Below are 22,994 nucleotides of genomic sequence, written 5' to 3' on the forward strand. Positions count from 1 at the left end.
CCCTTAGGGATGCCCCGCGACCGGATAGGGATAGGCCACCTCTGGCAGCCCCCCCGCCACCCGCGCCGCCAGTGCCAAAAGCGCCCGGTCACATCCTGCCCGCGCGGCAATCTGCACCCCCACTGGGATGCCCGCCCCCGCAACGGGCACCACAACCGCCGGAAATCCCGCCGCATTGGCCAGCGCCGCCCCGGGCGCGATATCGGAAATCTGCGCGAAATGCGCCGCCACATCCCGCGCGCCCATGTCAAAAGCCCCGACTTTGGGCACGCCATCGCGCAGCACGGGGGAAATCACCGCATCCACCTCTCCCATCCACGCCTCCCACTCCGCCGTCAGAATCGCCATCTCGCGGCCAAGGGCAAAGACCTCCGCCCCTGTCATGGCGCAGCCCTCCGCCATCACCGCCGCCGCGATGGGCGTCAATTCTTCGCCCTTTACCCCAAGAAACCCCATCCACTCCGCCAAGGACGCCGTCAGCACCCCCTGCGCCACCCGTCCTGCCCGCGCCGCCATCGCCACGGGAAAATCCCGCCGCTCCACCGTCAGCCCAAACCCGCGCAGCACCTCTGCCACAGCCTCGACCCCGGCCACCTGCGCCGCTGCGCACCCGTCGGGCAGAACCATCGCCACAGGCCCTTTGCCAAAGGGGCGCCCCCCGGCCCAAGGCTCTGCCACCGCCGCAAAGGCCATGGCCACATCCCGCACCGACCGCGCCAGAACCAATTCGCTCGCCAGCCCCAAGAGCCAGTTCCCCTGATCCGGCCCCATCGGCACAGCGCCGCGCGAAGGCTTCAACCCCACCAACCCGCAGCAGGCCGCAGGCACACGGATGGACCCCGCCGCATCCGTGGCATGGGCCATGGCGACGATCCCTCCCGCCACAGCCGCCGCCGCACCGCCCGACGACCCACCGGGCGACAGCCCTGCATCCCAAGGGTTCACACAAGGGTCCGAGGTCAACGCCAAGCCAAACTCCGGAACCCGCGTCAGGCCAAAGGGCACCAGCCCCGCCCGACGAAAGCGCGCGAACAGATCGCTATCCGTCTTCTGATCCACCCGCCGCCGCGCCAAAGCCGCAGACCCTGCGACCGGGGACAGACCCGCCGCCCCCGATCCAAGGTCCTTGCCCAGAAACGGCACTCCGGCAAAGGGCCCATCCCCGATGGGCCCCGCCGCAGTCTCCACCCGCACCACCGCGCCGAACCGATCCGCCGCCGCGACCGATGCCGCCATCGCCTCGGCAGCGGGAACCGCACCCGAGGCGATCGCCGCCGCTAGGGATGTCGCGTCCTGCAAGGCTCAGGCAGGCTCGTTCGCGTCGATCGGCACCTCAAAAGTCCCTGCCGCAATCGCCGCGCGCTTTTCCTCCATCGCGGGGACCGCGTCGGCGGGCACCTCTTCGGCCACGAAGATCAACTCGTTCCCGCCATATTTCATGAAGGAATATTCGGTGTAATCCCGCCCCACCGGACGCCCTGCCACCACATCGGCCACAATGGCATCAATGGTTGGGCGATAGTTCCAGATCGCATTGGCGAACACCGTCCCCGGATAGCGCGGCGTGTAATCGATCAGCGACCCGATCGCCTTCACCCCCCGCTCCTGCGCGCCATCCGCCGTCCCGATCCGCTCGCCAAACAGGATATCCGCCCCGCCGTCGATCTGCGCCACCGCCGCCTCTTTGGCCTTGGCCGGGTCGAACCATGCGCCAATGAAACCGTTCAGGAACTTCGCCTCCGGGTTCACCTCTTTCACGCCCATGCGGAAGGCGTTGATCAGCAGATTCACCTCCGGGATCGGATAGCCGCCGACCGACCCGAAGGTATTGGTCGCAGACATCTTCCCCGCCAGCATCCCCGCCAGATAGGCCGCTTCATGGTTGCGCGTGCCGAAGACGCCGAAATTATCGCCTTCTGGTCCGCCCGACGACCCCATCAAGAAGGCGGTTTCCGGGTAATCCGCTGCCACCGCGCGCGCCTCGGCCTCCACCGCATAGCTTTCGCCCCAGATCAGCTTCGCGCCGCCTTCCGCATATTCCCGCATCGCACGGGAATAATCGGTCGCAGCCACGCCTTCGCTGAACTCATATTCGATCAACCCATCCGCCGCCGCTGCCTGCATCGCGGCATGGATGCGGGAATTCCACGCGTTCTCTACCGGCGAGGCATGCACCCCCGCCACCTTGATCGCCGTTTGGGCATTCACCCGACGCAGATAGGCGGGCAGCGCCAGCGTGGCCGCCGCCCCGATCATCAGGCTCCGGCGCGTTGTCGAAAATCTCATCTCACTTCTCCCCGTTTGGTTGCTTGTTGTCTCAATCTTCTGCCATCGGCGCGTAATCCGCAGGGTCCAGCCCTGCCGGACGCCCCGGCAAATCCAGCCGCGCCAAACGTGGCGCCGTCTCGGCCAGCACCCGGCCTGACCGGATCACCGCCAGCCGCGTTGCGCGCAGCCGCACCGCTTCAATCGGATCGCGCGCCTGCAAGATCACCATCGTCGCGGGCCCGCCCACCCGCAGGGTCGGATCAGGCAGGCCCATCGCCAGATGCCCCCCCACCGTGACCGACGAAAAGGCCCAAGCCATCGCCTCGCGCGAGGTCATGGGAACGGCATGCACCCCCATATGCGCCACTTCCAGCATGTCCGCCGATCCCAAAGGATACCACGGGTCCATCGTGCAATCCTGCCCGAAGGCCACATTCACCCCCGCCGCCCTAAGTTCCGGCACCCGCGTCATCCCGCGCCGCTTGGGATAGGTATCCGACCGCCCCTGCAGCGTGATGTTGATCAAGGGATTTGGCACGATATGCAGCCCCGCCTCGGCAATCAGCGGGATCAGCTTTGACGCATAATAATTGTCCATAGAATGCATCGACGTGCAATGGCTGCCCACCACCCGCCCTTGCAGGCCCAAGCGCACGGTTTCCGCCGCCAGCGTCTCGATATGGCGGCTCATCGGGTCATCGCTTTCATCGCAATGCAGATCGACAGGCAGCCCTCGCTCAGCCGCAATCTCGCACAGCGCACGCACCGACTCGGCCCCCGCCTGCATGGTGCGTTCGAAATGCGGGATGCCCCCCACCACGTCCACGCCCATATCCAAGGCACGGATCAGGTTCCGATGCGCCGTCGGGTCGCGATAAAGCCCATCCTGCGGAAAGGCGACCAATTGCAGGTCGATATAGCCCGCGACCTGCCGCTTCACCTCCAAAAGTGCCTCGACCGCCGTCAACCGATCATCGCAAACATCCACATGCGTCCTGATCGACAAAAGCCCCTGCGCCACCGCCAGATCGCAATAGCGCAGCGCGCGCTCCATCACGGCTTCCACCGTCAAAAGCGGCTTCAACTCCCCCCACAGCGCGATCCCCTCCAGCAATGTGCCGGATCGGTTCAGCCGCGGCAGACCAAGGGACAAGGTCGCATCCATATGGAAATGCGGGTCAGCGAAAGGCGGGGCCACAAGACGCCCGCCCGCCTCGATCACCCTGCCTGCCTCGGCCTCAATCTGCGGGGCGATCTCGACGATCTGCCCATCCTTCACCGCAATATCGACCGGCGTCTTTCCCTGCGAAAGACGCCCCGCCCTTACCAGCAGGTCCAGCATGTCACCCCCGTGTCTTCGCCGCTGTCACTGAACCGTGCCGCGCGGCGCTTGTCGCGTGACCCAGCGTTATCCAAATTTACCCATCGGTCAAAAAAGATTTCACTGCCGCGAAAAGAGGCAGCCCCGCCCCAGCCTGCCGCCCGGGCACGCAGGCGCAAAACACCCCCCAAAGCGCGGCGCACCCTGCCCATCCTTGGCAGACAGCCCCGCGCATCAAGTTTCGTGCCCCATCAAAGAGACCGGCGCCGTTCCCCAGAAAAACGCCGGATTACGAATCACCTCAGGCCCGAACCGCGCAAATCCCTGACCCGCATCACCCGGAATGGTTAACGACACATCGGCCCGCGGCCCGATCGTTTCCGGATTGTCACCGCTGCCGCCCTCGGCCCGCGAATTGCGTCATTGTCGCGGCGGGAACGTCCATCTGGCTTGCGACATGGCAACATTTGGGTAAAACTGTAGCCACTTCGGGATGCCGCGTCCCGTGTCCGGCCGAAGCCGGGCAAAAGTGTAACGATCCGGTGGGGGCCGGGTTGCCATAGGCGGAATGTGTTTATGTCCCAAGCTGCCGGGGAATGTGATGTCTGTGTGTGTGCCTTTCGTCGCCCTTTGCGACGCGTCCTTTGGCCTTTGGCCCGCCCGCAAACCGTGCGGGGGGTGCTGAGCATGGGCTTCCTCCCTCCAAAAGGTTCCGTCGCGCCCGAAACCTTCGCACCCGAGGCGAAGGATATCGCGCAGGCCGTTGAAATCACGATGTTCTCCGAAGGGCTGACGATCCGCGTGGGTGCCGCCCCCGATGATGTCTGCCGGATTGAGGAATTGTCGATCGGCGACCCGATCTGGGATCTTGCCGCCCAGCGTCTTGTCGATGTCGAGGCGATGGGTTGCGCCACGCTCGACGCGGCCCAGCTGGCCGAACTTGGCCTGCGCCCCATGGCGCTCGCCCATGGCGCGGGCTGGTTCGCGCTGGCGTCTGCCCGCCTCATCGCCCCGCCCCCGCGCCTGTCCACCGATCTTGGCCCGACCGTTTTCTTCCGCATTTGGCCCGACAGCCGCGTCGTGGCCGAGGTGGCGGGTCGCCCGGTCCTCTTGCGCCACGGCCTCGCCTGATCCCCCGCGCCCGACCGCCGCATTGCGCCCTTCATCGCCCCGCGCCACGATCTGCGGGTAACCAAAGGCGCAGAATGGCCCATCCTGACGATCCGATCCGCCCCGGCGAGCAACGGCTTTTCCCCGATCCCGCCACGCAGCACGACGCGACACTGGCCTTCATCGGCCATGTCCGGTCCCCTTGGTCTGCCGAGGATAGCCCCAAGAACATCGCCGAGGCGCGCGCCCGCGCCACCCCCGCCCGGCTTGAAATCGACCTCCCCTATCGCCCCGCCCTGCAAGGGCTTTCTCCCGGCGATGCCGTGATCCTGCTTTACTGGACAGGCGGCGCAAGGCGCGATCTTGCGGTGCAATCGCCCCGCCACAGGCCCGCGCCCACCGGCACCTTCGCGCTCCGCTCGCCCGCACGGCCCAATCCCATTGCGCTGGGTGTCGTGCGCCTGCTCTCTATCGACCTTACCACAGGCCGCGTCGGCATCGACGCGACCGATGCCTTCGATGGCACGCCGCTGCTGGATATCAAACCCTTCATCCCCGGCGTGGACATCCCGCCCGCCTAGCGCCCTAGCCCCCGAACAGCGCCCGCAGGTTTACGTCAAAGGGCGGCCGGATGATCCCCTTTTCGGTAATCAGCCCCGCAATCAATCGATTGGGCGTCACATCGAAAGCCGGATTGAAGGCCCGCGCACCGTTGGGCGCAATGCTGGCCCCGTTCACGACCAGCACCTCCTCCTCCGCGCGTTCCTCAATCTCGATCCCGTCCCCCGTGGGCGTGCCCATGTCGATGGTCGAAGTCGGACAGGCCACGTAGAAGGGCACCCCGTTATCCTGCGCCGCCAGCGCAAGGTTATAGGTGCCAATCTTGTTGGCCGTATCACCATTGGCCGCCACACGGTCGCAGCCCACGACGGCAATATCCACCGGTCGCTTGCGCATGATATGGGCCGATGCCCCATCCACCACCACCGCATGCGGCACGCCATATTCCATCAGTTCAAAGGACGACAGCTTTGCCCCCTGCAAGCGGGGACGTGTCTCGTCGAGATAGGCGAAAACCTTATGCCCCGCCTCATGCGCCCGCCGGATGATGCCCAGCGCCGTGCCCACGCCCACCGCCGCCAAGGCCCCGGTGTTGCAATGGTGAAAGAAGGTCACCTCCTGCGGCAGGATCGCCCGCGCATGGGCGGCAATCGCCTCATTCACCGCCACATCCTCGGCCTCCATCGCCAGGGCCTCCGCCTCCAACCGCGCCGCATCCGCGCCTGCCTCCCATAAGGCCCGCATCCGGTCCAACGCCCAGAACAGGTTCACCGCCGTGGGCCGCGCCGCCCGCAGCACGGCATCCGCCGCAGGCAACACCGCCCGCAAATCCGCCCCGCCCGCCTGCCGTGCCGCGATGACCAGACCGAAGGCCGCGCTCACCCCGATGGCCGGCGCACCGCGCACCGTCATGTCGCGGATCGCCCCCGCCACCGACTCGGCCGTGGCCAGATCGCGATAGCGCACCACCTCGGGCAGCACGCGCTGATCCAACAGGCGCAAGACAGGCCCCTCGGTCACCCATTCCATCGTCCGAAACGCCATGCCCGCCTCCTGCGCCGCCCTGCGCTTCAGGCTACAAGAAACCGTTCCCGCCGCAACCCGGCCCTAGACCCCATCCGCCGCAAAGGCTGGCATCGCCGCCCCGGCCCGCAGAAAGCGCCGCGCGGCATCCAAGCCTTCCCGGATCGTCTGATCCATGTCGAGATAGCGATAAGTTCCCAGCCGCCCCACAAAGGTCACCCCCCGCAACTCGCGCGCCCGCGCCTCATAGGCCGCCAACAGCGCCTGATCCGCCACCAGCCGGATCGGGTAATAGGGCAGATCGCCGGGGCCACAATCGCGGGAATATTCGCGATAGCAGACCGTCGCCGCATGCTCTTCCCATGGCGCGAAATGCTTGTGTTCCGTCACCCGCGTGAAGGGCACTTCGGCGTCGGGGTAATTCATCACCGCGCAGCCCTGATGATCGCCAAGGTCCGTAAACCGCTCGAAATCCAGCGTGCGATAGCGCAGCCGCCCCAACCCATGATCGAAATACCCGTCCAGCGGCCCGGAATAAAAGACATGCCGCCACGCCCCCGCCCCTTGCGCGCGAAAGGGCGCGGCAAGTCGCAGCTCGATCAAGGGATGATCCAACATCGCCGCCACCATCGCGGTATATCCCGCCTCTGGCATGCCTTGATGGCGGTGGAAGAAATAGTTGTCGTCGTAATTGAACCGCAGCGGCAACCGCTTCAGGATCGATGCTGGCAGATCGGTCGGTGCCATCCCCCATTGCTTGACGGTATAACCCTTTAGAAACGCCTCATAAAGCGGCCGCCCCAACAGGCGCAGCGCCTCACCCTCAAAACTCGCCGGATCGGCATTGCCCCCATCCGCCTGCGCGGCGATGAAGGCGCGCGCCTCTTCGGGGCGAAAGCTTTTGCAAAAGAACTGGTTGATCGTGTGCAGATTAATGGGCAGCGAATAGACGCGCGCGCCCACCGTCGCCTTCACCCGGTTCACGAAAGGACGAAACCGCGCGAAACGGTTTACGAAGGACCAAACCTCGTCATCATCGGTGTGAAAGATATGGGGGCCGTGCAGATGCACCAGGACGCCCGTTTCGGCATCGCGTTCGGTATGGCAATTGCCCGCCACGTGATCGCGGGCCTCCAGTACAGTGGATGCAACGCCCGCCTCGGCCAGCACCCGCGCGATCACCGCACCGGACAGACCGGCCCCAACCACCAGAACGCGCACACATTCACCACTTGTCACAACCCTACCGCGACAGGATGGGAAAATTCCTCCGCCTGTGCAAGGGCGCATGGCAAAAGCGCCCCGACAATGCCGTCACATTTCCAAATTCGGGAGCCATCGGAGAGGCCTCAGCCGCACGCAAACCCTGCCGCGTTTACCAAAGACATGCAGATTTCCGCCGGAAACGCCCAGAAATCGGGCCGAGTCACCCGAATTAATTAATATCACTTCGATAATAATTGCACTGCAAGGGCGCAGCCTGCGGCCTTACGACAGCCCCACCTTCAGGCAGAGCCAAATCCGTTGTTGGATTGGTCGGGGCGATAGGATTCGAACCTACGACCTACGGTACCCAAAACCGTCGCGCTACCAGACTGCGCCACGCCCCGAACGTTGCCTCCATACCCGCTTCCTTGCGGGATGGAAAGCGGTCTTGGGTCATTCACATGGCCAGATCGCCGTCGCTTGCGGAATCGCCGGATGACGCAGCTCTGACCCTTCGACAATCCCCATTCGGCGGGCAAGACCGCCATTGATCTCCAGCACGAACCGCACGCCGTTGCCACCATCGATCGGGGTCGTATCGCCCGGCACCGCATTGGAATGCACCCGCGTCACCTGCCCCGTTTCATCGGCAAAGATCATATCCAAGGGAATAAGCGTGTTCTTCATCCAGAACGACGCCCGTTGCGGTGCCTCATAGACAAAAAGCATCCCGGCAGATTTCGGCATGCTTTCCCGGAACATCAGTCCCTGCGCCCGTTCAGCCCCGTCATCGGCAACTTCCACAGTGAACCGCGCCACACCCGATGGGCCGCGGATTTCCACGGCATCGGGCGCGCAGGTCGCGCTTGCCGCCAAGGGCAGCAAGCCAGCCCATGTCGCTAGGATCCAAGCTGCCGAGTTGCTGCTTCCCACGAAACCACCTGCACCGCCATGCGCCCCCGTTTGCCGTCCACGATGCGAAGGCAGATCGCCTCGCCCGCCTGAAGGTCGGCAAAACCTGATACGCGCAAAACCTCGATATGGATGAACACATCTTCGGGTCGACCGAAGACATTCGCAAAGCCAAATCCCTTGGCCTTATCGAACCATTTCACCCGTGCCGGTTCAAGCGGCAGTTGCGCGATTTCTTCGGGGTCGGCCGGGGCACTTTCGTCGCCCAGCGGAAAGCTCACGCCCTGCGGGGGTTCGATGCTCAGCACCTCCACCGCCTGCACGCCCCGCTGGGTCATCTGCACCTTCACCGAAATCACCGCACCATCAGCAACCGAATTCTGCCCGTAATTCCGCAGCACATTTGCATGCAGCAGGATATCGGCCCCACCTTCGTCTGCGACGATGAAACCGAATCCCTTGCCAGGATCGAACCACTTTACACGGCCATGCACCTCGTGCACCGGCCTATCATTCTCTGTCATTTTGAGAGCCGTTCCCCAGTGTTAGCCCTTCATAAGTAATGCCGCGAATATGTAGGCAGTTTCAAGGGGCTAATTTTAATCTCTCTAAAGACTTTCATTCACGAAGCGCGAATTTCACGGGTTCAACCGATTGATTTCCCAACTTTCCCCAAGATTTTCGCGGGTCCAGCGGAATCGATCATGCAAGCGAAACGCCCCATCGGCCCAGAATTCGATCTCCAAGGGCCGGATGCGGATACCCCCCCAGAAGGGCGGGCGCGCCGGGTTTGGCCCCTGTTCGATGGTCACCTTCGCCACATCCGCCATCAGCGACGCCCGCGACGACAGCGGCTCCGACTGACGCGACGCCCATGCCCCCAGACGGCTTTTCAGGCTGCGGCTGGCGTAATATTCATCCGCCTGCGGGCCCTCTTCGCGCTCTGTCACCCCGCGCACCCGGATCTGGCGGCGCAGGCTTTTCCAATGCAGCACGAAGGCGGCCTTCCCGCTTGCGGCGATCTCCTGCCCCTTCTTCGACCCGTAATTCGTATAGAAGACAAAGGCATCCGCCTCGATGTCTTTCAACAAAACCATGCGCACATTCGGCATCCCACGCGCATCCACAGTCGCAAGCGCGATGGCATTGGGGTCGTTCGGTTCCACCGGTTCCGCCTCCGCAAGCCAAGCCCGCGCTATCTGAAACGGATCGTCCCCCGCAAATATACCACTTCTGTCCATTATTTTTTCCCGCTTGCCTACGCATGGCCTGTTGACTGGGCCACCCTTGATGCAGCCCCCGTGATCGCCTACACGTCACCTGAAACGCAAAGGGTGGGCGAGGGACAGGCAATGTCAACTGGACTTATGGCAGGAAAGCGCGGTCTCATCATGGGGCTGGCCAATGACAAATCCATCGCCTGGGGCATCGCCAAGGCCCTTGCCGATCATGGGGCCGAAATGGCCTTCTCCTATCAGGGCGAGGCGCTGAAAAAGCGCGTCGAGCCCCTTGCCGCCTCGATCGGCACGCCGCTGCTCTTCGAATGTGACGTTGCATCAGAAGAGTCGATGGATGCGCTTTTCGCCGGGCTCAAGGATCACTGGGGCCAGATCGACTTTGTTGTTCACGCCATCGGCTTTTCCGACAAGAACGAATTGCGCGGCCGCTATGTCGATACGACGCGACAGAATTTCCTGATGACCATGGATATCTCGGTCTATTCCTTCACCGCCATCTGCCAGCGCGCGGCGGCGATGATGCCGGCGGGCGGGTCGCTTCTGACGCTGACCTATTACGGTGCCGAAAAGGTCATGCCGCATTACAACGTGATGGGTCTGGCCAAGGCCGCACTGGAATCAAGCGTCAAATACATCGCCGAAGACCTTGGCAAGGACGGCATCCGCGTCAACGCCATCTCGGCCGGTCCGATCAAGACGCTGGCCGCCTCGGGCATCGGCGATTTCCGCTACATCATGAAGTGGAACGAACTGAACTCCCCCCTCCGCCGCAACGTCACGCAGGAAGAGGTGGGCAAGGCCGCGCTCTACCTGCTGTCGGATCTCGGCTCCGGGACGACGGGCGAGAATTTGCATGTCGACGCAGGCTACCATGTCGTCGGTATGAAGGCGGTTGACGCCCCCGATATAGACGCAGTGACCGGGCGGAACGGCAAGGAATGACCTTTGCGGCCTTCCTCGCCTTTGCGGGCCTCGTGATCTTTGCCGCCATCTCGCCGGGGCCTGCGGTCCTGATGTCGGCCCGCACCGGCCTGACCCAGGGCTTCCGCACCGGGTTCATGCTTGCCATGGGGATCGGGGCGGGTGCGGTCGTCTGGGCCTCTGCCGCGATGTTCGGCCTCAACCTTCTCTTCGCTGCGGCCCCCGCCCTGCTCTGGGCGCTGAAACTGGGCGGCGCGGCCTATCTGATCTGGATGGCCGTCCACCTGTGGCGCGACGCCAAGACCCCGCTTGTCTCCGATGACAGCCGCCCCCTGCCCCGTTCTGGCCTTTCGGCCTTCCGGCTTGGGCTCTTCACGCAACTCGCCAACCCGAAACCCGCCGTGATGTTCTCGGCCATTTTCCTTGGCACCATTCCGCAGGGCACCGCGCTTTGGGTCTATGCCTCCCTCCTTGCCCTGATCTTCACGGCCGAAACCGCGTGGAACAGCCTTGTCGCCCGCATCTTTAGCCTTGATCGCACCCGCGCCCGCTATATCAGCCTGAAAACCCTGATCGACCGCAGCTTCGGCGGCCTTCTCGCCCTGCTGGGGATCAAGATCGCCGCAACCTGAGAGGGAAACGCCCATGTCCGCCGAACGCCTGCCGCATGAAAAAGGCTTCCACGTCAGCTGGGACCAGATCCACCGCGACGCCCGCGCGCTGGCATGGCGGCTGGATGGCAAAGGTCCGGGCGAAGGCGGCGCATGGAAAGCCGTGGTCGGCATCACGCGCGGCGGCCTTGTCCCCGCCATGATCGTCAGCCGCGAACTCGATATCCGCGTGGTCGATACGATCAGCGTGAAATCCTATCACTCTGGCGGCGGCGCGCAGGACCAGCGGCGCGAGGCGCAGGTTGTGAAGGCCCCGCAGGCCGATCTGATGGGCGACGGGTCCGGCATCCTGATCGTCGACGACCTCGTCGACAGCGGCCGGACGCTGGAACTGATCCGCAGCCTTTACCCCAAGGCACATTGCGCCACCGTCTATGCCAAACCCCACGGCAAGCCGCAGGTCGACACCTATGTGACCGAGGTCAGCCAGGACACCTGGATCTTCTTCCCCTGGGACATGGCGCTGCAATATGTGCAGCCCTTCCGCGGGCAGGATTGACCCCAAAGCCGCAGCCCGGACGATCCGCGCGCGATGCGAATTTATGCCAAGATGAAGCTGCCGTTTCACCTTGGTCCAAATACTCATGCGACGCCCGCCACCCGCGCCGCCGCCCGTCCTTTTGCGCAAAGCCCCCTCGCAGCCTGTCGCAAACGCGCGTCTGATCGTGCAAATCGGCAGTCGCGGACTGCCCGATCCGCCCCTATCCTGCCCCCATCGCAAGACCGGAGCCTGCAATGTCCCTGCCCCTGAACCCCGCCATGGCCGCCACCTTCCCGCCTCCGGTGATGGAGGCGCGGCGCTGGCTGCAAGGGGCAAGCTTCCCGCCCGACCGCCCGCTGATCAATGTCAGCCAAGCCGCCCCGGTAGACCCGCCCCCCCTTGGCCTGCGTCAGGCACTGGCCGAGGCCGCGCTGACCAATGACGCCGCCCATCTTTACGGCCCCGTCCTTGGCCTGCCGGACCTTAGGGCCGAAATCGCATCGCAATGGACCGCGGCCTATGGCGGCAGCATCTCCCCCGATCAGACCGCCATCACCCAAGGCTGCAATCAGGCCTTCACCGCCGTCATGTCCACTTTGGCGGGCGCAGGGGATGAGGTGATCCTCCCCACCCCTTGGTATTTCAACCACAAGATGTGGCTTGATATGCAAGGCGTGAAGGCTGTCCCCCTGCCCGCAGGCCCGGGCCTTATCCCCGAGGCCGAGGCCGCCGCCCGCCTGATCACCCCCCGGACCCGCGCCCTTGTTCTGGTCAGCCCGAACAACCCCGGCGGCGTGGAATATCCCGCTGAGACGCTTGCAGCCTTCCGCGATCTCGCACGGGCCCATGACCTTGCGCTCATCGTCGATGAAACCTACCGCGATTTCGACGCGCGCTCCGGTCGCCCGCATGACCTTTTCGCCGATCCCGATTGGGACGACACGCTGATCCAGCTTTACAGCTTTTCCAAAGCCTATCGCCTGACGGGCCACCGCGTGGGCGCCATCGTGGCCTCCGCCGCAAGGCTGGCCGAGGTCGAGAAATTCCTCGACACCGTCGCCATCTGCCCAAGCCAACTGGGCCAGATCGGCGCGCTTTGGGGGATGCGTAACCTTGCCCAATGGGTGGCGGGGGAGCGTGACGAAATCCTCGCCCGCCGCGTTGCCATGACCACGGGCTTTGCCGCCCTGCCGGATTGGAAACTTCTCGGCTGCGGGGCCTATTTCGCCTATGTCGAACACCCCTATGCCATGGCGTCGGACGAACTCGCCAAACGGCTGGTGCATGAGGCATCGATCCTCATGCTGCCCGGCACCATGTTCCAGCCCGACACCCATCCCGAAGGCGCGCGCCAGCTGCGCATCGCTTTTGCCAATATCGATGCCTCCGGGATCACCGAGTTGTTCCACCGCCTGTCTGCTCTGCGCCTCTAGCCCCGCTTGCCCCCCGCGCCCTGACCCACTAGACAGGCTGCGACACATTCCCAGCCCGGACAGGCGCGACCAATGGCCAAGAAGACGACCGAAACCGAAGACAGCCCCCGCAAGAAGAAGGGCATCGGCAACTATATCGTCTGGGTGCTGCTCGTCCTTGTGATGCTAGGCCTTGGCGGCTTTGGCGTCACCAATTTCGGCGGCGGGGTCAGCACGCTCGCCCGCGTGGGCGACCGCGAGATCGAAGTGAACGACTACGCCCGCGCTTTGCAGCAGGAATTGAACGCCCTTTCGGCGCAGGTGGGCCAGCCCATCCCCTTCTCGCAGGCGCAGGCTTTCGGTCTGGATACCCAGGTTCTGCAAACCGTCATCACCCGCGCCGCGCTGGATAATGAGGCCGCGCGCATCGGCATTTCCGTGGGCGACGCCACCGTCGCGGGCGAGATCACGCAGATGAACGCCTTCCAAGGCAACGCGGGCAGCTTTGACCGCGAAGTGTATCGCTTCACCCTTGAACGCAACAACCTGACCGAGGCGCAGTTCGAACGCGGCATCCGCGAAGATGTGGCCCGCTCCATCCTGCAAGGCGCGGTGGTGGGTGGCTTTGCCGCCCCCGCCCCCCTCACCGACACGCTCACGGCCTATGCCGGCGAACGGCGCAGCTTTTCGCTCCTCACCCTGACCGAGGCAGACCTCTCCGCCCCCCTCGCCGCACCGACCGACGCCGATCTTCAGACCTTCTACGACGCCAATATCGACCGCTTCACCCGCCCGGAAGCCAAGCGCATCACCTATGTCGCATTGCTGCCCGAAGCGCTGGCCCCGACGATGGAGGTGGACGAAACCGCCCTCCGCGCGCTTTACGATGAACGCATCGGGGAATTCATGATCCCCGAAAAGCGCCTTGTCGAACGGCTCGTCTACCCGACCGAGGCCGAAGCGCAGGCTGCGAAATCCCGTCTCGACGCGGGCGAGGTCACCTTCGATCAGCTTGTCTCCGAACGTGGCCTGACGCTTGATATCATCGACCTTGGCGATGTCTCCAAAGCCGATCTTGGCGCGGCGGGCGAGGCCGTCTTCGCCCTGACCGAACCTGGCGTCGCAGGCCCTGCCATGTCCGACCTCGGCCCCGCGCTCTTCCGCATGAACGCGATCCTTTCTGCACAGGAAACCACCTTCGACGAGGCCCGCGAAAGCCTGTCCGCCGAAATGCGCGTCGCCGCCGCCCGCCGTGCCATCGGTGCGCGCATCGAAGAAATCGACGATCTGCTCGCCTCCGGTGCCGATCTCGAAGAGGTCGCGCAGGATGCGGGGATGGAACTGGCCACGCTTGACTATATCCCCGGCCAGACCGCCGAAGGCATCGCAGCCTATCCCGATTTCCGCACCGCCGCCGAAGCCATCGGCGAAGGCGATTTCCCCGAGGTGATCCAGCTTGACGATGGCGCGCTGGCCGCGCTGCGTCTGGATGCGATCGTTCCCCCCACGCCCATCCCGCTCGATGAGGTGCGCGAAGATGTGACCGCCGCATGGCGCGCCGATGCACTGGCCAAGGCCCTTGCCGCCCGGGCCGAGGCCGTGCAGGCCGAGGTCGCCGCCGGCGCCTCGCTCGGCGCTTATGGCATCGTCACTGTCACCCGCGCCGTGACCCGCGACGCCTTCATCGAAGGCGTGCCGCAAACCCTGTTGCCCACCCTCTTCGGCATGCAACAAGGCGATCTGCAACTGGTGCAGGGTGATGGCTTCACGGGCCTGCTGCGGCTTGACGCAATCCTTCCCGCCGAAACCGAAGGCGAGGATGCGATCGCGCTGCGCGAGGCGATCTCGATCCGCGCACAGCAGACACTGGCGCAGGATGCCTTCCAGCTGTTCACCAATGCGCTGTCGAATGAGGCGGGCATCCAGATCGACCAGACCGCGATCAACGCGGTCCATGCCCAGTTCAATTGACGGTCCTTGCGCGATGAAACTTGAACCCTCCTTCGAGGATTTCGAAAAGGGCTGGACTGCGGGCCGCAATCAGCTTGTCCATGCCCGCCTTGCCGCCGATCTGGACACCCCCGTGTCCCTGATGCTGAAACTGGCCGAGGCGCGCGCCGATACCTTCATGCTGGAAAGCGTGACAGGCGGAGAGGTGCGCGGCCGCTATTCCGTTGTCGGCATGAAGCCCGACCTCATCTGGCAATGCCACGGCCTGCAAAGCCGCATCAACCGCGAGGCCCGTTTCGACCCCGCCGCTTTCACGCCGCTGGATGGCCACCCGCTTGATACGCTGCGCGCGCTTATTGCGGAAAGCCGGATCGACCTGCCCGAAGGCCTGCCCGCCATCGCGGCGGGGCTGTTCGGCTATCTGGGCTATGACATGATCCGTCTGGTGGAACATCTGCCCGATGTGAACCCCGATCCTCTGGGGCTTCCCGATGCGGTGCTGATGCGCCCTTCGGTCGTGGCGGTGCTGGATGGGGTGAAGGGGGATGTCACGCTCGTTGCACCCGCTTGGGTGGCATCGGGCCTCTCGGCCCGCGCCGCCTATGCCCAAGCGGCTGAACGCGTGATGGATGCGCTGCGCGATCTGGATCGCGCCCCCCCTGCCCCGCGCGACTATGGCGAGGCGGCACCCGTGGGCGAGGCGCGGTCGAACTTCACCCATGACGGCTACAAGGCCGCCGTGGAAAAGGCCAAGGATTACATCCGCGCGGGCGATATCTTTCAGGTCGTGCCCAGCCAACGCTGGGCGCAGCGGTTCGAGGCGCCGCCCTTCGCCCTTTACCGCTCGCTCCGCCGCACCAACCCTTCGCCTTTCATGTTCTTCTTCAACTTTGGCGGCTTTCAAGTCGTGGGCGCCAGCCCCGAAATCCTTGTCCGCCTGCGCGATGGCGAAGTGACGATCCGCCCCATCGCTGGCACCCGCAAGCGGGGCGTGACGCCCGAAGAGGATAAGGCGCTGGAACAGGACCTTCTGTCGGACAAGAAGGAACTGGCCGAACATCTGATGCTGCTCGACCTCGGGCGCAACGATGTGGGCCGCGTGTCAAAGGTCGGCACGGTGAAGCCCACCGAACAATTCATCATCGAACGCTATTCCCACGTCATGCATATCGTATCGAACGTGGTGGGCCAGATCGCGGAAGGCGAGGATGCGCTGTCGGCCCTTCTGGCCGGGCTTCCGGCCGGGACGGTGTCGGGGGCGCCGAAAGTCCGCGCGATGGAAATCATCGACGAGTTGGAACCCGAAAAACGCGGCGTCTATGGCGGCGGCGTGGGCTATTTTGCGTGCAACGGCGAGATGGATTTTTGCATCGCCCTGCGCACAGCCGTGCTGAAGGACGAAACGCTTTACATCCAAGCCGGAGGGGGCGTCGTTTATGACAGCGACCCTGAGGCGGAATATCAGGAAACGGTGAACAAGTCCCGCGCCCTGCGCCGCGCTGCCGAGGATGCGGGTCTTTTCACCCGGCGCGGTAACGGCTGATCTTCTCCCCGTTGCGTCACCACCCCGTGCCGGGGGGCGGTCTGCCCCCCGAGGATAGTTTTAGACAGAAAATGGAACGGTCCTGCCGCACGGGCTGGGCCCGGTTTGGCAGCGGGTTTTGATAACTTAGCCGTTCATGCTTATGCGGCATTTGCTTGGCCTATGCAGGAAGAGGCTTGGAAGGAGTATCGCGGGTGTAATGCCGGGCTCACGTTTGACCCCGCGATAGCCTTATGGGCGGATGGGTGTCAGACGGCACAGGGCATACGCTTGGTCCCCCGCACAGATCTCCGAGATCGGCTGCTCGGGCCCCCTCCTGCGTTAACCTTAACCGGGAATGACCGTGCGCTGCGTGCCCACAGTTTGCGGCACAAAAGGCGGCACAAAACAGGGCACAGCCTACACAGCCCGGGAGCGCTGGAGGGGCACCGCAACTCTTCCCGGCCCTTTGCAAACCATTAACCTTAATGCGGGATCACCGTGCGCTGCGTGCCCACAGTTTGCGGCACAAAAGGCGGCACAAAACAGGGCACAGCGAAAATCACCCCCAAACGCGGGTTAATGCTGGTCTTTCAATTGTTTGCCGGGCGTTCCAGAACCGCACTCAGCGGGGCCAGCGCCACGCTCGCCGCCCGCCCCTCGACCGTCCATTCAAGGATCGCCGCCACCGTATCGGGGCGCAGGCGGCCGATCACGACGACCGCCCCTTCCTGCGCCGCCTTAAAGGCCGCGCGGTCAAGGTAGTTGCGCATCTTCGGCACGGATTCGCCTTCAGAATCAAGGATGCGGAAGATGACCGCGCTGGGCACGCCCTCACGACGGGCCACCTGATCGGCGGGGTTCAGGCCACGGTCAAAGGTCACAAGGCCGCGCCCCTGATCGGCCACGATCGGCACCGCCTGCCGCGCCAGATCGAGACTGTCTTGAAAGCCACCTTCCATCGCATCGACCACTGCCACAGCCTCGGGCAGGGCCAAGTCCAACGCCTGAAAGCTTTGCTCCATATCCGCCGCCGTCGCACCTGCCGGAAGGCCCACGGCAAGCATCGCCACCTCTTGCCCCGCCGACCGATAAGCCATTGCAGAGGTTAGTGAATCCTCTCGCAGGGGATCAAGGACGAAGGTCACCGGGAAGGGCAGTTTCGCCACTTCGGCGCGCAGGGCGGGATCGCCCCCTTCGTCGATCAAAAGCAGCGCGAAAAGCGGCTTGCCCTCATCATTCGCGAAGGGCCGCGCAAAGAGATCAAGCGGCGTCGCCCCCTCGGCCAAAACCTCGGGCGTGGGCGGTGCCTCGGCCTCGGATGCAGGTTCATCCCCGATCCGCGGCAGGCGGTTGGTCGTCACACCTGCCACACGATCCTGAAGCGTGCCTTCCGTCTGAAGTTGCCCCGCAGGTTCCTCAGGCTCCACCGGGGCGATGATGACGGGCATCGCCTCTGCCTCTGGGGCCGGGGTCAGCAGCGCCTCGTCCTGCGGGGCAGCGGCAGGGGGCACCTGATCCGGCTGGGGTGGCGCTACCTCTGCCAGCGGGGCGGTTGGGGCAACCGGGGGCGGCTGGACCTGCGGTTCGTACGGCAAGGCAGGTATCGGCGCATCGGCGGCCGCAACCTCTGGCATAGAGGGGGCGGCTGGGGCGTCTGTCATCGGCGCGGCAGGGGCAACGGCAGGGATTTCTGCTTCTGTTTCCGAAGGTTGCGCGGCATTCTCGGCAGTGGCTTCGGGTGCGGGCAGCGCCTCCACGACAGGGTCGCTGGCCGTGGCGGGGGGGTCTGGCATGGCATCGGCGGGCACTGCATCTGCGGCAGGGGGCGCGGCCACCTCTGCCACTGCGGGTCCGTCGGTTTCTTCCACCACCTCTGGCGCAGGGGCCTCGTCCGGTTCAGGCCCTTTTTGCAGGATCTCGGGCATCTGCTCCGGCTCTGGCAAGGATGGCAGCGCTTCGGGCGCTGTCACCGGTTCGATGGTCGGCGCGATATCTGCCTGCGGTGCCGTTGCGGCCCCCGGCAAAGGGGCCACTTGGGACATCACCGCCAAACCCGCCGCGGCAACGACGCCACCCCAGATCACGCCCGTCACGAAACCCCGGATCACCGCCTGCACTCCTTCTTCTTGTGGCCCTTTCAGGGCCTCGGATGCGCCACTATGACTTGACGCCCCTCTTCCGCTCGGCCCATGTATAGCCCGACCCGTCCATGGGTTCATCCCCTATCCGGCAAGGCCCTGCAAGATGCTGCTTCTGATCGACAACTATGACAGCTTCACCTACAACCTCGTCCATTATCTGGGCGAGTTGGGGGCTGATGTGGCCGTCCACCGCAATGATGCGCTGGATGTGCAGGCAGTTCTGGCCATGCGGCCCGAGGCGATCGTCCTGTCGCCCGGCCCCTGTGATCCGGCACAGGCGGGCATCTGCCTGCCCCTGGCCACGGCGGCGGCCGAGGCGCGAATCCCCCTTCTTGGCGTCTGCCTTGGCCATCAGACGATTGGCGAGGCCTTTGGCGGCAAGGTCATCCGTTGCCATGAAATCGTCCATGGCAAAATGGGCGCGATGCATCATGCGGGCAAAGGCGTGTTCCGCGGCCTGCCCTCGCCCTTCCTCGCCACCCGATACCATTCACTGATCGTCGACCGCGCGACCCTGCCCGATTGCCTAGAGGTGACCGCATGGCTTGAGGATGGCACGATCATGGGCCTGCGCCACAAAGACCGGCTGATCGAAGGGGTGCAATTCCACCCTGAAAGCATTGCCTCTGAACATGGCCATCAGTTGCTTCGCAACTTTCTGGAAGAGGCCAAGGCCGCAACGGTGCCAGCATGAGCGATGCGCTGCGCCCTCTGATCGGCATCGCCGCCGAACGCCCTCTGACGCGGGCCGAGGCTCAGACCGCTTTCGAGGCCCTTTTCAACGGCGAAGGCACCCCTGCCCAGATGGGCGGCTTTCTGATGGCGCTGCGCACACGGGGGGAAACGGTGGACGAATATGCCGCCGCCGCCAGCGTGATGCGGTCGAAATGCAACCCCGTTACGGCCCCTGCGGGTGCGATGGATATCGTGGGGACGGGGGGCGACGGGAAGGGTACGCTTAATATCTCAACCGCGACGGCCTTTGTCGTGGCGGGTGCGGGCGTCCCGGTAGCCAAGCATGGGAACCGCAACCTTTCCTCCAAATCCGGCTCGGCAGATGCGCTGACGGAACTGGGGCTGAATGTCATGGTCGGCCCCGATGTCGTAGAAAAATGCCTGACCGAGGCAGGCATCGGCTTCATGATGGCCCCCATGCACCACCCGGCGATGCGCCATGTCGGCCCGGTGCGGATGGAGCTTGGCACCCGAACCATCTTCAACATCCTAGGCCCCCTGACGAACCCTGCCGGGGCCAAGCGGCAATTGACCGGGGCTTTCGCGGCACGCCTGTTGCGGCCCATGGCAGAAACGCTGATGGCGCTGGGGTCGGAAAAGGCTTGGCTTGTGCATGGCGGGGATGGCACGGATGAATTGTCCATCGCCGCGCGGTCGCAGGTCGTGGCACTGGAAAACGGGGCAATCCGCGAATTCGACATCGGCCCCGAAGATGCGGGCCTGCCCTATCACCCGTTCGAAGCCATCCTTGGCGGCACGCCCGCCGAAAATGCACAGGCGTTCCGCGCCCTGCTGGATGGGGAAATGGGTGCCTATCGCGATGCCGTCCTGCTGAACGCCGCTGCGGCCCTTGTCGTTGCAGACCGCGCCGCCACCCTGCCCGAAGGCGTGCAGATTGCAGCCGCCGCCATCGACAGCGGCGCCGCTCGCGCAAAGGTCGCCGCCGTCGCGCGCATCACCACCGGGGAGTAAAGGCCCTGCCAAGGCCTTTTCTTCCCCCCCTCCACCCGCTAGGGAACTGGCATGAGCACTATTCTCGAACGCATCAAGGCCTATAAGCTTGAGGAAGTCGCCGCCCGCAAGGTGCAGCGCTCCCTTGCTGATCTGGAAGAGGCCGCCAATGCCGCCCCCGCCCCGCGCGGTTTCGCCCGCGCCCTGACTGAGGCGGCCCATGTGGGGTATGGCCTGATTGCCGAGATTAAGAAGGCCAGCCCCTCCAAGGGCCTGATCCGCCCCGATTTCGACCCGCCCGCCCTCGCCCGTGCCTATGAGGCCGGGGGGGCCACCTGCCTTTCGGTCCTGACCGACGGGCCAAGCTTTCAGGGCGATGACAGCTATCTCACCGCCGCGCATCGGGCGACCAATCTGCCCTGCCTTCGCAAGGATTTCATCTACGACCCCTATCAGATCACCGAGGCGCGGGGGCTGCACGCCGATTGCATCCTGCTGATCATGGCCTCGCTGTCTGACAGTCAGGCCGCCGAACTGGAACAGGCCGCCTTCGACTGGGGCATGGATGTGCTGATTGAAGTGCATGACTTGGCCGAACTGGAACGCGCCGCGCGGCTGAAATCCCCGCTCATCGGGATCAACAACCGCAACCTCCATACGTTCGTGGTCACGCTCGACACAACGCGCGATCTGGCCCGTCGCGTGCCGGAGGATCGGCTCATCATCTCGGAAAGCGGGCTTTACACGCCTGACGATCTGGCCGACCTCGCCCGCTATGGCGCGCGCTGCTTCCTGATCGGGGAAAGCCTGATGCGGCAAAAGGATGTGGAGAGCGCGACCCGCACCATCCTTTCGCGTCCTCTCACCGGGCATAGGTAAGGCCAATGGCCTCGCCCCTCACCCATTTCGACGACGAGGGCCGCGCGCATATGGTCGATGTGTCGGGCAAGCCGGTCACGGACCGCACCGCCATCGCCGAAGGCCGCGTGCTGATGACAGCGGAAACGCTGGCCCTTGTCACCGAAGGCCGCGCCAAGAAAGGCGATGTGCTGGGCGTGGCGCGGCTTGCGGGCATCATGGGGGCCAAGCGCACGGCCGACCTGATCCCCCTCTGCCATCCCCTTCCCATCACAAAGGTCGCGCTTGACCTGACGCCGGATACCAGCCTTCCCGGCGTCATCGTCACCGCCACCGTCCGCACCAGCGGCCAGACTGGGGTAGAGATGGAGGCGCTCACCGCCGTCTCCATCGCTTGTCTGACGATCTACGACATGCTGAAAGCCGCCGAAAAAGGGATGCAGATCGAAGGCATCCGCCTGCTGATGAAGGATGGCGGCAAGTCCGGCCGGTTCGAGGCCGCGCCGTGATCTCGGTTGAAGAGGCGCTGGCGAAATGCTTCGCCCTTACCCGTCCGCTCGCCGCGGAAACCGTGCCCCTGCGCCATGCGGCCGGCCGCGTCCTTGCCCACCCCGTCATGGCCACGCGCGACCAGCCGCCCTTTCCCGCCTCGGCTATGGATGGCTATGCGCTGCAAGGCGACCCGGCCCCCGGCGACCAGTTCATCCTGATCGGTGAGGCTGGCGCAGGCCATGCATGGTCCGGCACCATCGGCCCTGCGCAGGCAGTCCGCATCTTCACCGGCGCGCCCATCCCCGATGGCGCAACCCGTGTCGTTATTCAGGAAGACGTCACCCGCACAGGCGACACGATCATGATCCGGGACGGGGCCGATGCCGCCACCCATATCCGCCCCGCCGGGCAGGATTTTCGCGCGGGTGCCATAGTGGCCCCCCGCCGCCTGCGGCCAAACGACCTTGCCCTTCTGGCCGCCATGAACATCGCCGAGGTGCCCGTCACCCGCCGCCCAATCGTCGCCATCATCCCCACCGGGGATGAATTGGTCATGCCGGGCGAAACCCCACGCCACGATCAGATCATCGCTTCCAACAGCTATACGCTCGCCGCGCTGGTCGAGGCCGAGGGGGCCGAGGCCCGCCTCCTCCCCATTGCGCGCGATACAGAGGCAGAGCTTTTCACCGTCCTCTCCATGGCCGACGGGGCGGATCTTGTTGTCACCATCGGCGGCGCATCCGTCGGTGACCATGATCTGGTGGGTCGCGTGGCCGAAAGCATGGGGATGGAGCGCGCCTTCTACAAGATCGCCATGCGCCCCGGCAAACCGCTGATGGCGGGCCGACTGCGTGGCATCCCGATGCTTGGCCTGCCGGGGAACCCCGTCTCCTCAATCGTTTGCGGGCATCTCTTCCTGCTGCCCATGGTGCGCGCCCTTCTTGGCCTTGGAGAATACCCGCCCGCCACCGCCCGCGCCGTCCTTGGCGCAGATGTCGGCCCCACCGGCCCACGCACCCATTACATGCGATCGCGGCTTGCCCCTAGCATGGGCCTGCCCCGCATCACCCCCTTCGATCGACAAGACAGCGCCCTGATCACCATCCTGACCGAGGCTGACGCGCTGCTGATCCGCCCCTTGGGCGATGGCCCGCGCCCTGCGGGAACCGAGGTGGACTATATCCCCTTGTGACCCGCGCCCTGTTCCGGTTGACACAA

General features: G+C 64.8%; 22 protein-coding genes and 1 tRNA gene. 13 read left to right on the plus strand and 10 right to left on the minus strand.

Annotated elements, in window-relative coordinates; genetic code table 11:
* Nucleotides 1-3: 3 nt before the first annotated feature.
* From QF092_RS05255 to QF092_RS05265, 3 genes are read right to left on the minus strand one after another with little or no spacing between them, the layout of a single operon-like run.
* On the minus strand, nt 4-1,299 hold the full coding sequence (locus QF092_RS05255; protein ID WP_281468299.1) for an amidase family protein: 1,296 nt from the start codon (nt 1,297-1,299) through the stop codon (nt 4-6).
* A 3-nt stretch (nt 1,300-1,302) separates the two neighbouring features.
* Nucleotides 1,303-2,286 carry a BMP family protein gene (locus QF092_RS05260; protein ID WP_281468301.1) on the minus strand — a complete coding sequence of 328 codons (984 nt, stop codon included), beginning with the start codon at nt 2,284-2,286 and terminating at the stop codon, nt 1,303-1,305.
* A gap of 31 nt (nt 2,287-2,317) precedes the next feature.
* The gene (locus tag QF092_RS05265; RefSeq protein WP_281468304.1) at nt 2,318-3,610 is read right to left on the minus strand and encodes an amidohydrolase family protein; all 1,293 of its coding nucleotides are present in this window, start codon (nt 3,608-3,610) and stop codon (nt 2,318-2,320) included.
* 666 nt (nt 3,611-4,276) lie between these two features.
* Here QF092_RS05265 and QF092_RS05270 point away from each other — a divergent pair.
* Both QF092_RS05270 and QF092_RS05275 read left to right on the plus strand, forming a co-directional pair.
* Nucleotides 4,277-4,720 carry a hypothetical protein gene (locus tag QF092_RS05270; protein ID WP_281468306.1) on the plus strand — a complete coding sequence of 148 codons (444 nt, stop codon included), beginning with the start codon at nt 4,277-4,279 and terminating at the stop codon, nt 4,718-4,720.
* 74 nt (nt 4,721-4,794) lie between these two features.
* Complete coding sequence (locus QF092_RS05275; RefSeq protein ID WP_281468308.1) at nt 4,795-5,280, plus strand: TrmO family methyltransferase domain-containing protein; 486 nt, start codon at nt 4,795-4,797, stop codon at nt 5,278-5,280.
* Between the two features lie 4 nt (nt 5,281-5,284).
* Here QF092_RS05275 and mtnA read toward each other — a convergent pair whose 3' ends face one another.
* From mtnA to pdxH, 6 genes are all read right to left on the minus strand, one after another.
* Entirely contained in the window at nt 5,285-6,304 is a 1,020-nt protein-coding gene (gene mtnA / locus QF092_RS05280; protein WP_281468310.1) for an S-methyl-5-thioribose-1-phosphate isomerase, read from the minus strand.
* A 63-nt stretch (nt 6,305-6,367) separates the two neighbouring features.
* Nucleotides 6,368-7,504: a UDP-galactopyranose/dTDP-fucopyranose mutase family protein gene (locus QF092_RS05285; protein ID WP_281468312.1), complete on the minus strand. Its 1,137-nt coding sequence runs from the start codon at nt 7,502-7,504 to the stop codon at nt 6,368-6,370.
* A 312-nt stretch (nt 7,505-7,816) separates the two neighbouring features.
* Nucleotides 7,817-7,893, minus strand: a tRNA-Pro gene (locus tag QF092_RS05290).
* A gap of 49 nt (nt 7,894-7,942) precedes the next feature.
* On the minus strand, nt 7,943-8,422 hold the full coding sequence (locus QF092_RS05295; RefSeq protein WP_281468314.1) for a DUF192 domain-containing protein: 480 nt from the start codon (nt 8,420-8,422) through the stop codon (nt 7,943-7,945).
* On the minus strand, nt 8,389-8,925 hold the full coding sequence (locus tag QF092_RS05300; protein WP_281468316.1) for a cold-shock protein: 537 nt from the start codon (nt 8,923-8,925) through the stop codon (nt 8,389-8,391). The genes QF092_RS05295 and QF092_RS05300 overlap by 34 nt, the downstream gene beginning before the upstream one ends.
* A gap of 114 nt (nt 8,926-9,039) precedes the next feature.
* Nucleotides 9,040-9,642, minus strand: a complete 603-nt coding sequence (gene pdxH / locus QF092_RS05305; protein WP_281468318.1) for a pyridoxamine 5'-phosphate oxidase — start codon at nt 9,640-9,642, stop codon at nt 9,040-9,042.
* A 111-nt stretch (nt 9,643-9,753) separates the two neighbouring features.
* Here pdxH and fabI point away from each other — a divergent pair, with 111 nt between their 5' ends.
* The 6 genes from fabI (at nt 9,754) to trpE (ending at nt 16,617) form a co-directional block, all read left to right on the plus strand.
* Nucleotides 9,754-10,581: an enoyl-ACP reductase FabI gene (gene fabI, locus QF092_RS05310; protein WP_281468319.1), complete on the plus strand. Its 828-nt coding sequence runs from the start codon at nt 9,754-9,756 to the stop codon at nt 10,579-10,581.
* A complete protein-coding gene (locus QF092_RS05315) occupies nt 10,578-11,192 on the plus strand; it encodes a LysE family translocator (protein ID WP_281468321.1) in 615 nt (204 codons plus the stop codon). The genes fabI and QF092_RS05315 overlap by 4 nt, the downstream gene beginning before the upstream one ends.
* A gap of 13 nt (nt 11,193-11,205) precedes the next feature.
* Nucleotides 11,206-11,730: a xanthine phosphoribosyltransferase gene (gpt, locus tag QF092_RS05320; protein ID WP_281468323.1), complete on the plus strand. Its 525-nt coding sequence runs from the start codon at nt 11,206-11,208 to the stop codon at nt 11,728-11,730.
* A 236-nt stretch (nt 11,731-11,966) separates the two neighbouring features.
* A complete protein-coding gene (locus QF092_RS05325; RefSeq protein WP_281468325.1) occupies nt 11,967-13,145 on the plus strand; it encodes an aminotransferase in 1,179 nt (392 codons plus the stop codon).
* 72 nt (nt 13,146-13,217) lie between these two features.
* A complete protein-coding gene (locus QF092_RS05330; protein ID WP_281468327.1) occupies nt 13,218-15,095 on the plus strand; it encodes a peptidylprolyl isomerase in 1,878 nt (625 codons plus the stop codon).
* Nucleotides 15,096-15,108: 13 nt separating this feature from the next.
* Complete coding sequence (trpE, locus tag QF092_RS05335; RefSeq protein ID WP_281468329.1) at nt 15,109-16,617, plus strand: anthranilate synthase component I; 1,509 nt, start codon at nt 15,109-15,111, stop codon at nt 16,615-16,617.
* A gap of 572 nt (nt 16,618-17,189) precedes the next feature.
* On the opposite strand, the gene QF092_RS05340 is transcribed toward trpE, so the two are convergent.
* Nucleotides 17,190-18,707 (minus strand): divergent polysaccharide deacetylase family protein, encoded by a 1,518-nt coding sequence (locus tag QF092_RS05340; RefSeq protein WP_281468331.1) that lies wholly within the window; start codon nt 18,705-18,707, stop codon nt 17,190-17,192.
* 136 nt (nt 18,708-18,843) lie between these two features.
* Between QF092_RS05340 and QF092_RS05345 the strand changes: the two genes are divergently transcribed.
* From QF092_RS05345 to QF092_RS05365, 5 genes are read left to right on the plus strand one after another with little or no spacing between them, the layout of a single operon-like run.
* Nucleotides 18,844-19,434: an anthranilate synthase component II gene (locus QF092_RS05345; RefSeq protein ID WP_281468333.1), complete on the plus strand. Its 591-nt coding sequence runs from the start codon at nt 18,844-18,846 to the stop codon at nt 19,432-19,434.
* Complete coding sequence (gene trpD / locus QF092_RS05350) at nt 19,431-20,447, plus strand: anthranilate phosphoribosyltransferase (RefSeq protein WP_281468334.1); 1,017 nt, start codon at nt 19,431-19,433, stop codon at nt 20,445-20,447. The genes QF092_RS05345 and trpD overlap by 4 nt, the downstream gene beginning before the upstream one ends.
* 51 nt (nt 20,448-20,498) lie before the next feature.
* Complete coding sequence (trpC, locus tag QF092_RS05355; RefSeq protein WP_281468336.1) at nt 20,499-21,305, plus strand: indole-3-glycerol phosphate synthase TrpC; 807 nt, start codon at nt 20,499-20,501, stop codon at nt 21,303-21,305.
* Between the two features lie 5 nt (nt 21,306-21,310).
* Nucleotides 21,311-21,793 carry a cyclic pyranopterin monophosphate synthase MoaC gene (gene moaC / locus QF092_RS05360; RefSeq protein ID WP_281468338.1) on the plus strand — a complete coding sequence of 161 codons (483 nt, stop codon included), beginning with the start codon at nt 21,311-21,313 and terminating at the stop codon, nt 21,791-21,793.
* The gene (locus QF092_RS05365; protein ID WP_281468340.1) at nt 21,790-22,968 is read left to right on the plus strand and encodes a molybdopterin molybdotransferase MoeA; all 1,179 of its coding nucleotides are present in this window, start codon (nt 21,790-21,792) and stop codon (nt 22,966-22,968) included. Before moaC ends, QF092_RS05365 begins: the two co-directional genes overlap by 4 nt.
* The last annotated feature ends 26 nt before the right edge of the window (nt 22,969-22,994 follow it).

The organism is Fuscovulum ytuae (assembly GCF_029953595.1).
GTDB classification, from domain to species: Bacteria; Pseudomonadota; Alphaproteobacteria; order Rhodobacterales; family Rhodobacteraceae; genus Paragemmobacter; species Paragemmobacter ytuae.

Excerpts from the sequence above, each read along its gene's own strand:
- QF092_RS05345 (WP_281468333.1), top strand. The coding sequence starts at position 18,844 with ATGCTGCTTCTGATCGACAACTATGACAGCTTCACCTACAACCTCGTC.
- QF092_RS05265 (WP_281468304.1), bottom strand. The coding sequence starts at position 3,610 with ATGCTGGACCTGCTGGTAAGGGCGGGGCGTCTTTCGCAGGGAAAGACG.
- trpD (WP_281468334.1), top strand. The coding sequence starts at position 19,431 with ATGAGCGATGCGCTGCGCCCTCTGATCGGCATCGCCGCCGAACGCCCT.
- mtnA (WP_281468310.1), bottom strand. The coding sequence starts at position 6,304 with ATGGCGTTTCGGACGATGGAATGGGTGACCGAGGGGCCTGTCTTGCGC.
- trpC (WP_281468336.1), top strand. The coding sequence starts at position 20,499 with ATGAGCACTATTCTCGAACGCATCAAGGCCTATAAGCTTGAGGAAGTC.
- gpt (WP_281468323.1), top strand. The coding sequence starts at position 11,206 with ATGTCCGCCGAACGCCTGCCGCATGAAAAAGGCTTCCACGTCAGCTGG.
- moaC (WP_281468338.1), top strand. The coding sequence starts at position 21,311 with ATGGCCTCGCCCCTCACCCATTTCGACGACGAGGGCCGCGCGCATATG.
- QF092_RS05275 (WP_281468308.1), top strand. The coding sequence starts at position 4,795 with ATGGCCCATCCTGACGATCCGATCCGCCCCGGCGAGCAACGGCTTTTC.
- trpE (WP_281468329.1), top strand. The coding sequence starts at position 15,109 with ATGAAACTTGAACCCTCCTTCGAGGATTTCGAAAAGGGCTGGACTGCG.
- QF092_RS05325 (WP_281468325.1), top strand. The coding sequence starts at position 11,967 with ATGTCCCTGCCCCTGAACCCCGCCATGGCCGCCACCTTCCCGCCTCCG.
- QF092_RS05270 (WP_281468306.1), top strand. The coding sequence starts at position 4,277 with ATGGGCTTCCTCCCTCCAAAAGGTTCCGTCGCGCCCGAAACCTTCGCA.
- QF092_RS05315 (WP_281468321.1), top strand. The coding sequence starts at position 10,578 with ATGACCTTTGCGGCCTTCCTCGCCTTTGCGGGCCTCGTGATCTTTGCC.
- fabI (WP_281468319.1), top strand. The coding sequence starts at position 9,754 with ATGTCAACTGGACTTATGGCAGGAAAGCGCGGTCTCATCATGGGGCTG.
- QF092_RS05260 (WP_281468301.1), bottom strand. The coding sequence starts at position 2,286 with ATGAGATTTTCGACAACGCGCCGGAGCCTGATGATCGGGGCGGCGGCC.
- pdxH (WP_281468318.1), bottom strand. The coding sequence starts at position 9,642 with ATGGACAGAAGTGGTATATTTGCGGGGGACGATCCGTTTCAGATAGCG.
- QF092_RS05330 (WP_281468327.1), top strand. The coding sequence starts at position 13,218 with ATGGCCAAGAAGACGACCGAAACCGAAGACAGCCCCCGCAAGAAGAAG.
- QF092_RS05300 (WP_281468316.1), bottom strand. The coding sequence starts at position 8,925 with ATGACAGAGAATGATAGGCCGGTGCACGAGGTGCATGGCCGTGTAAAG.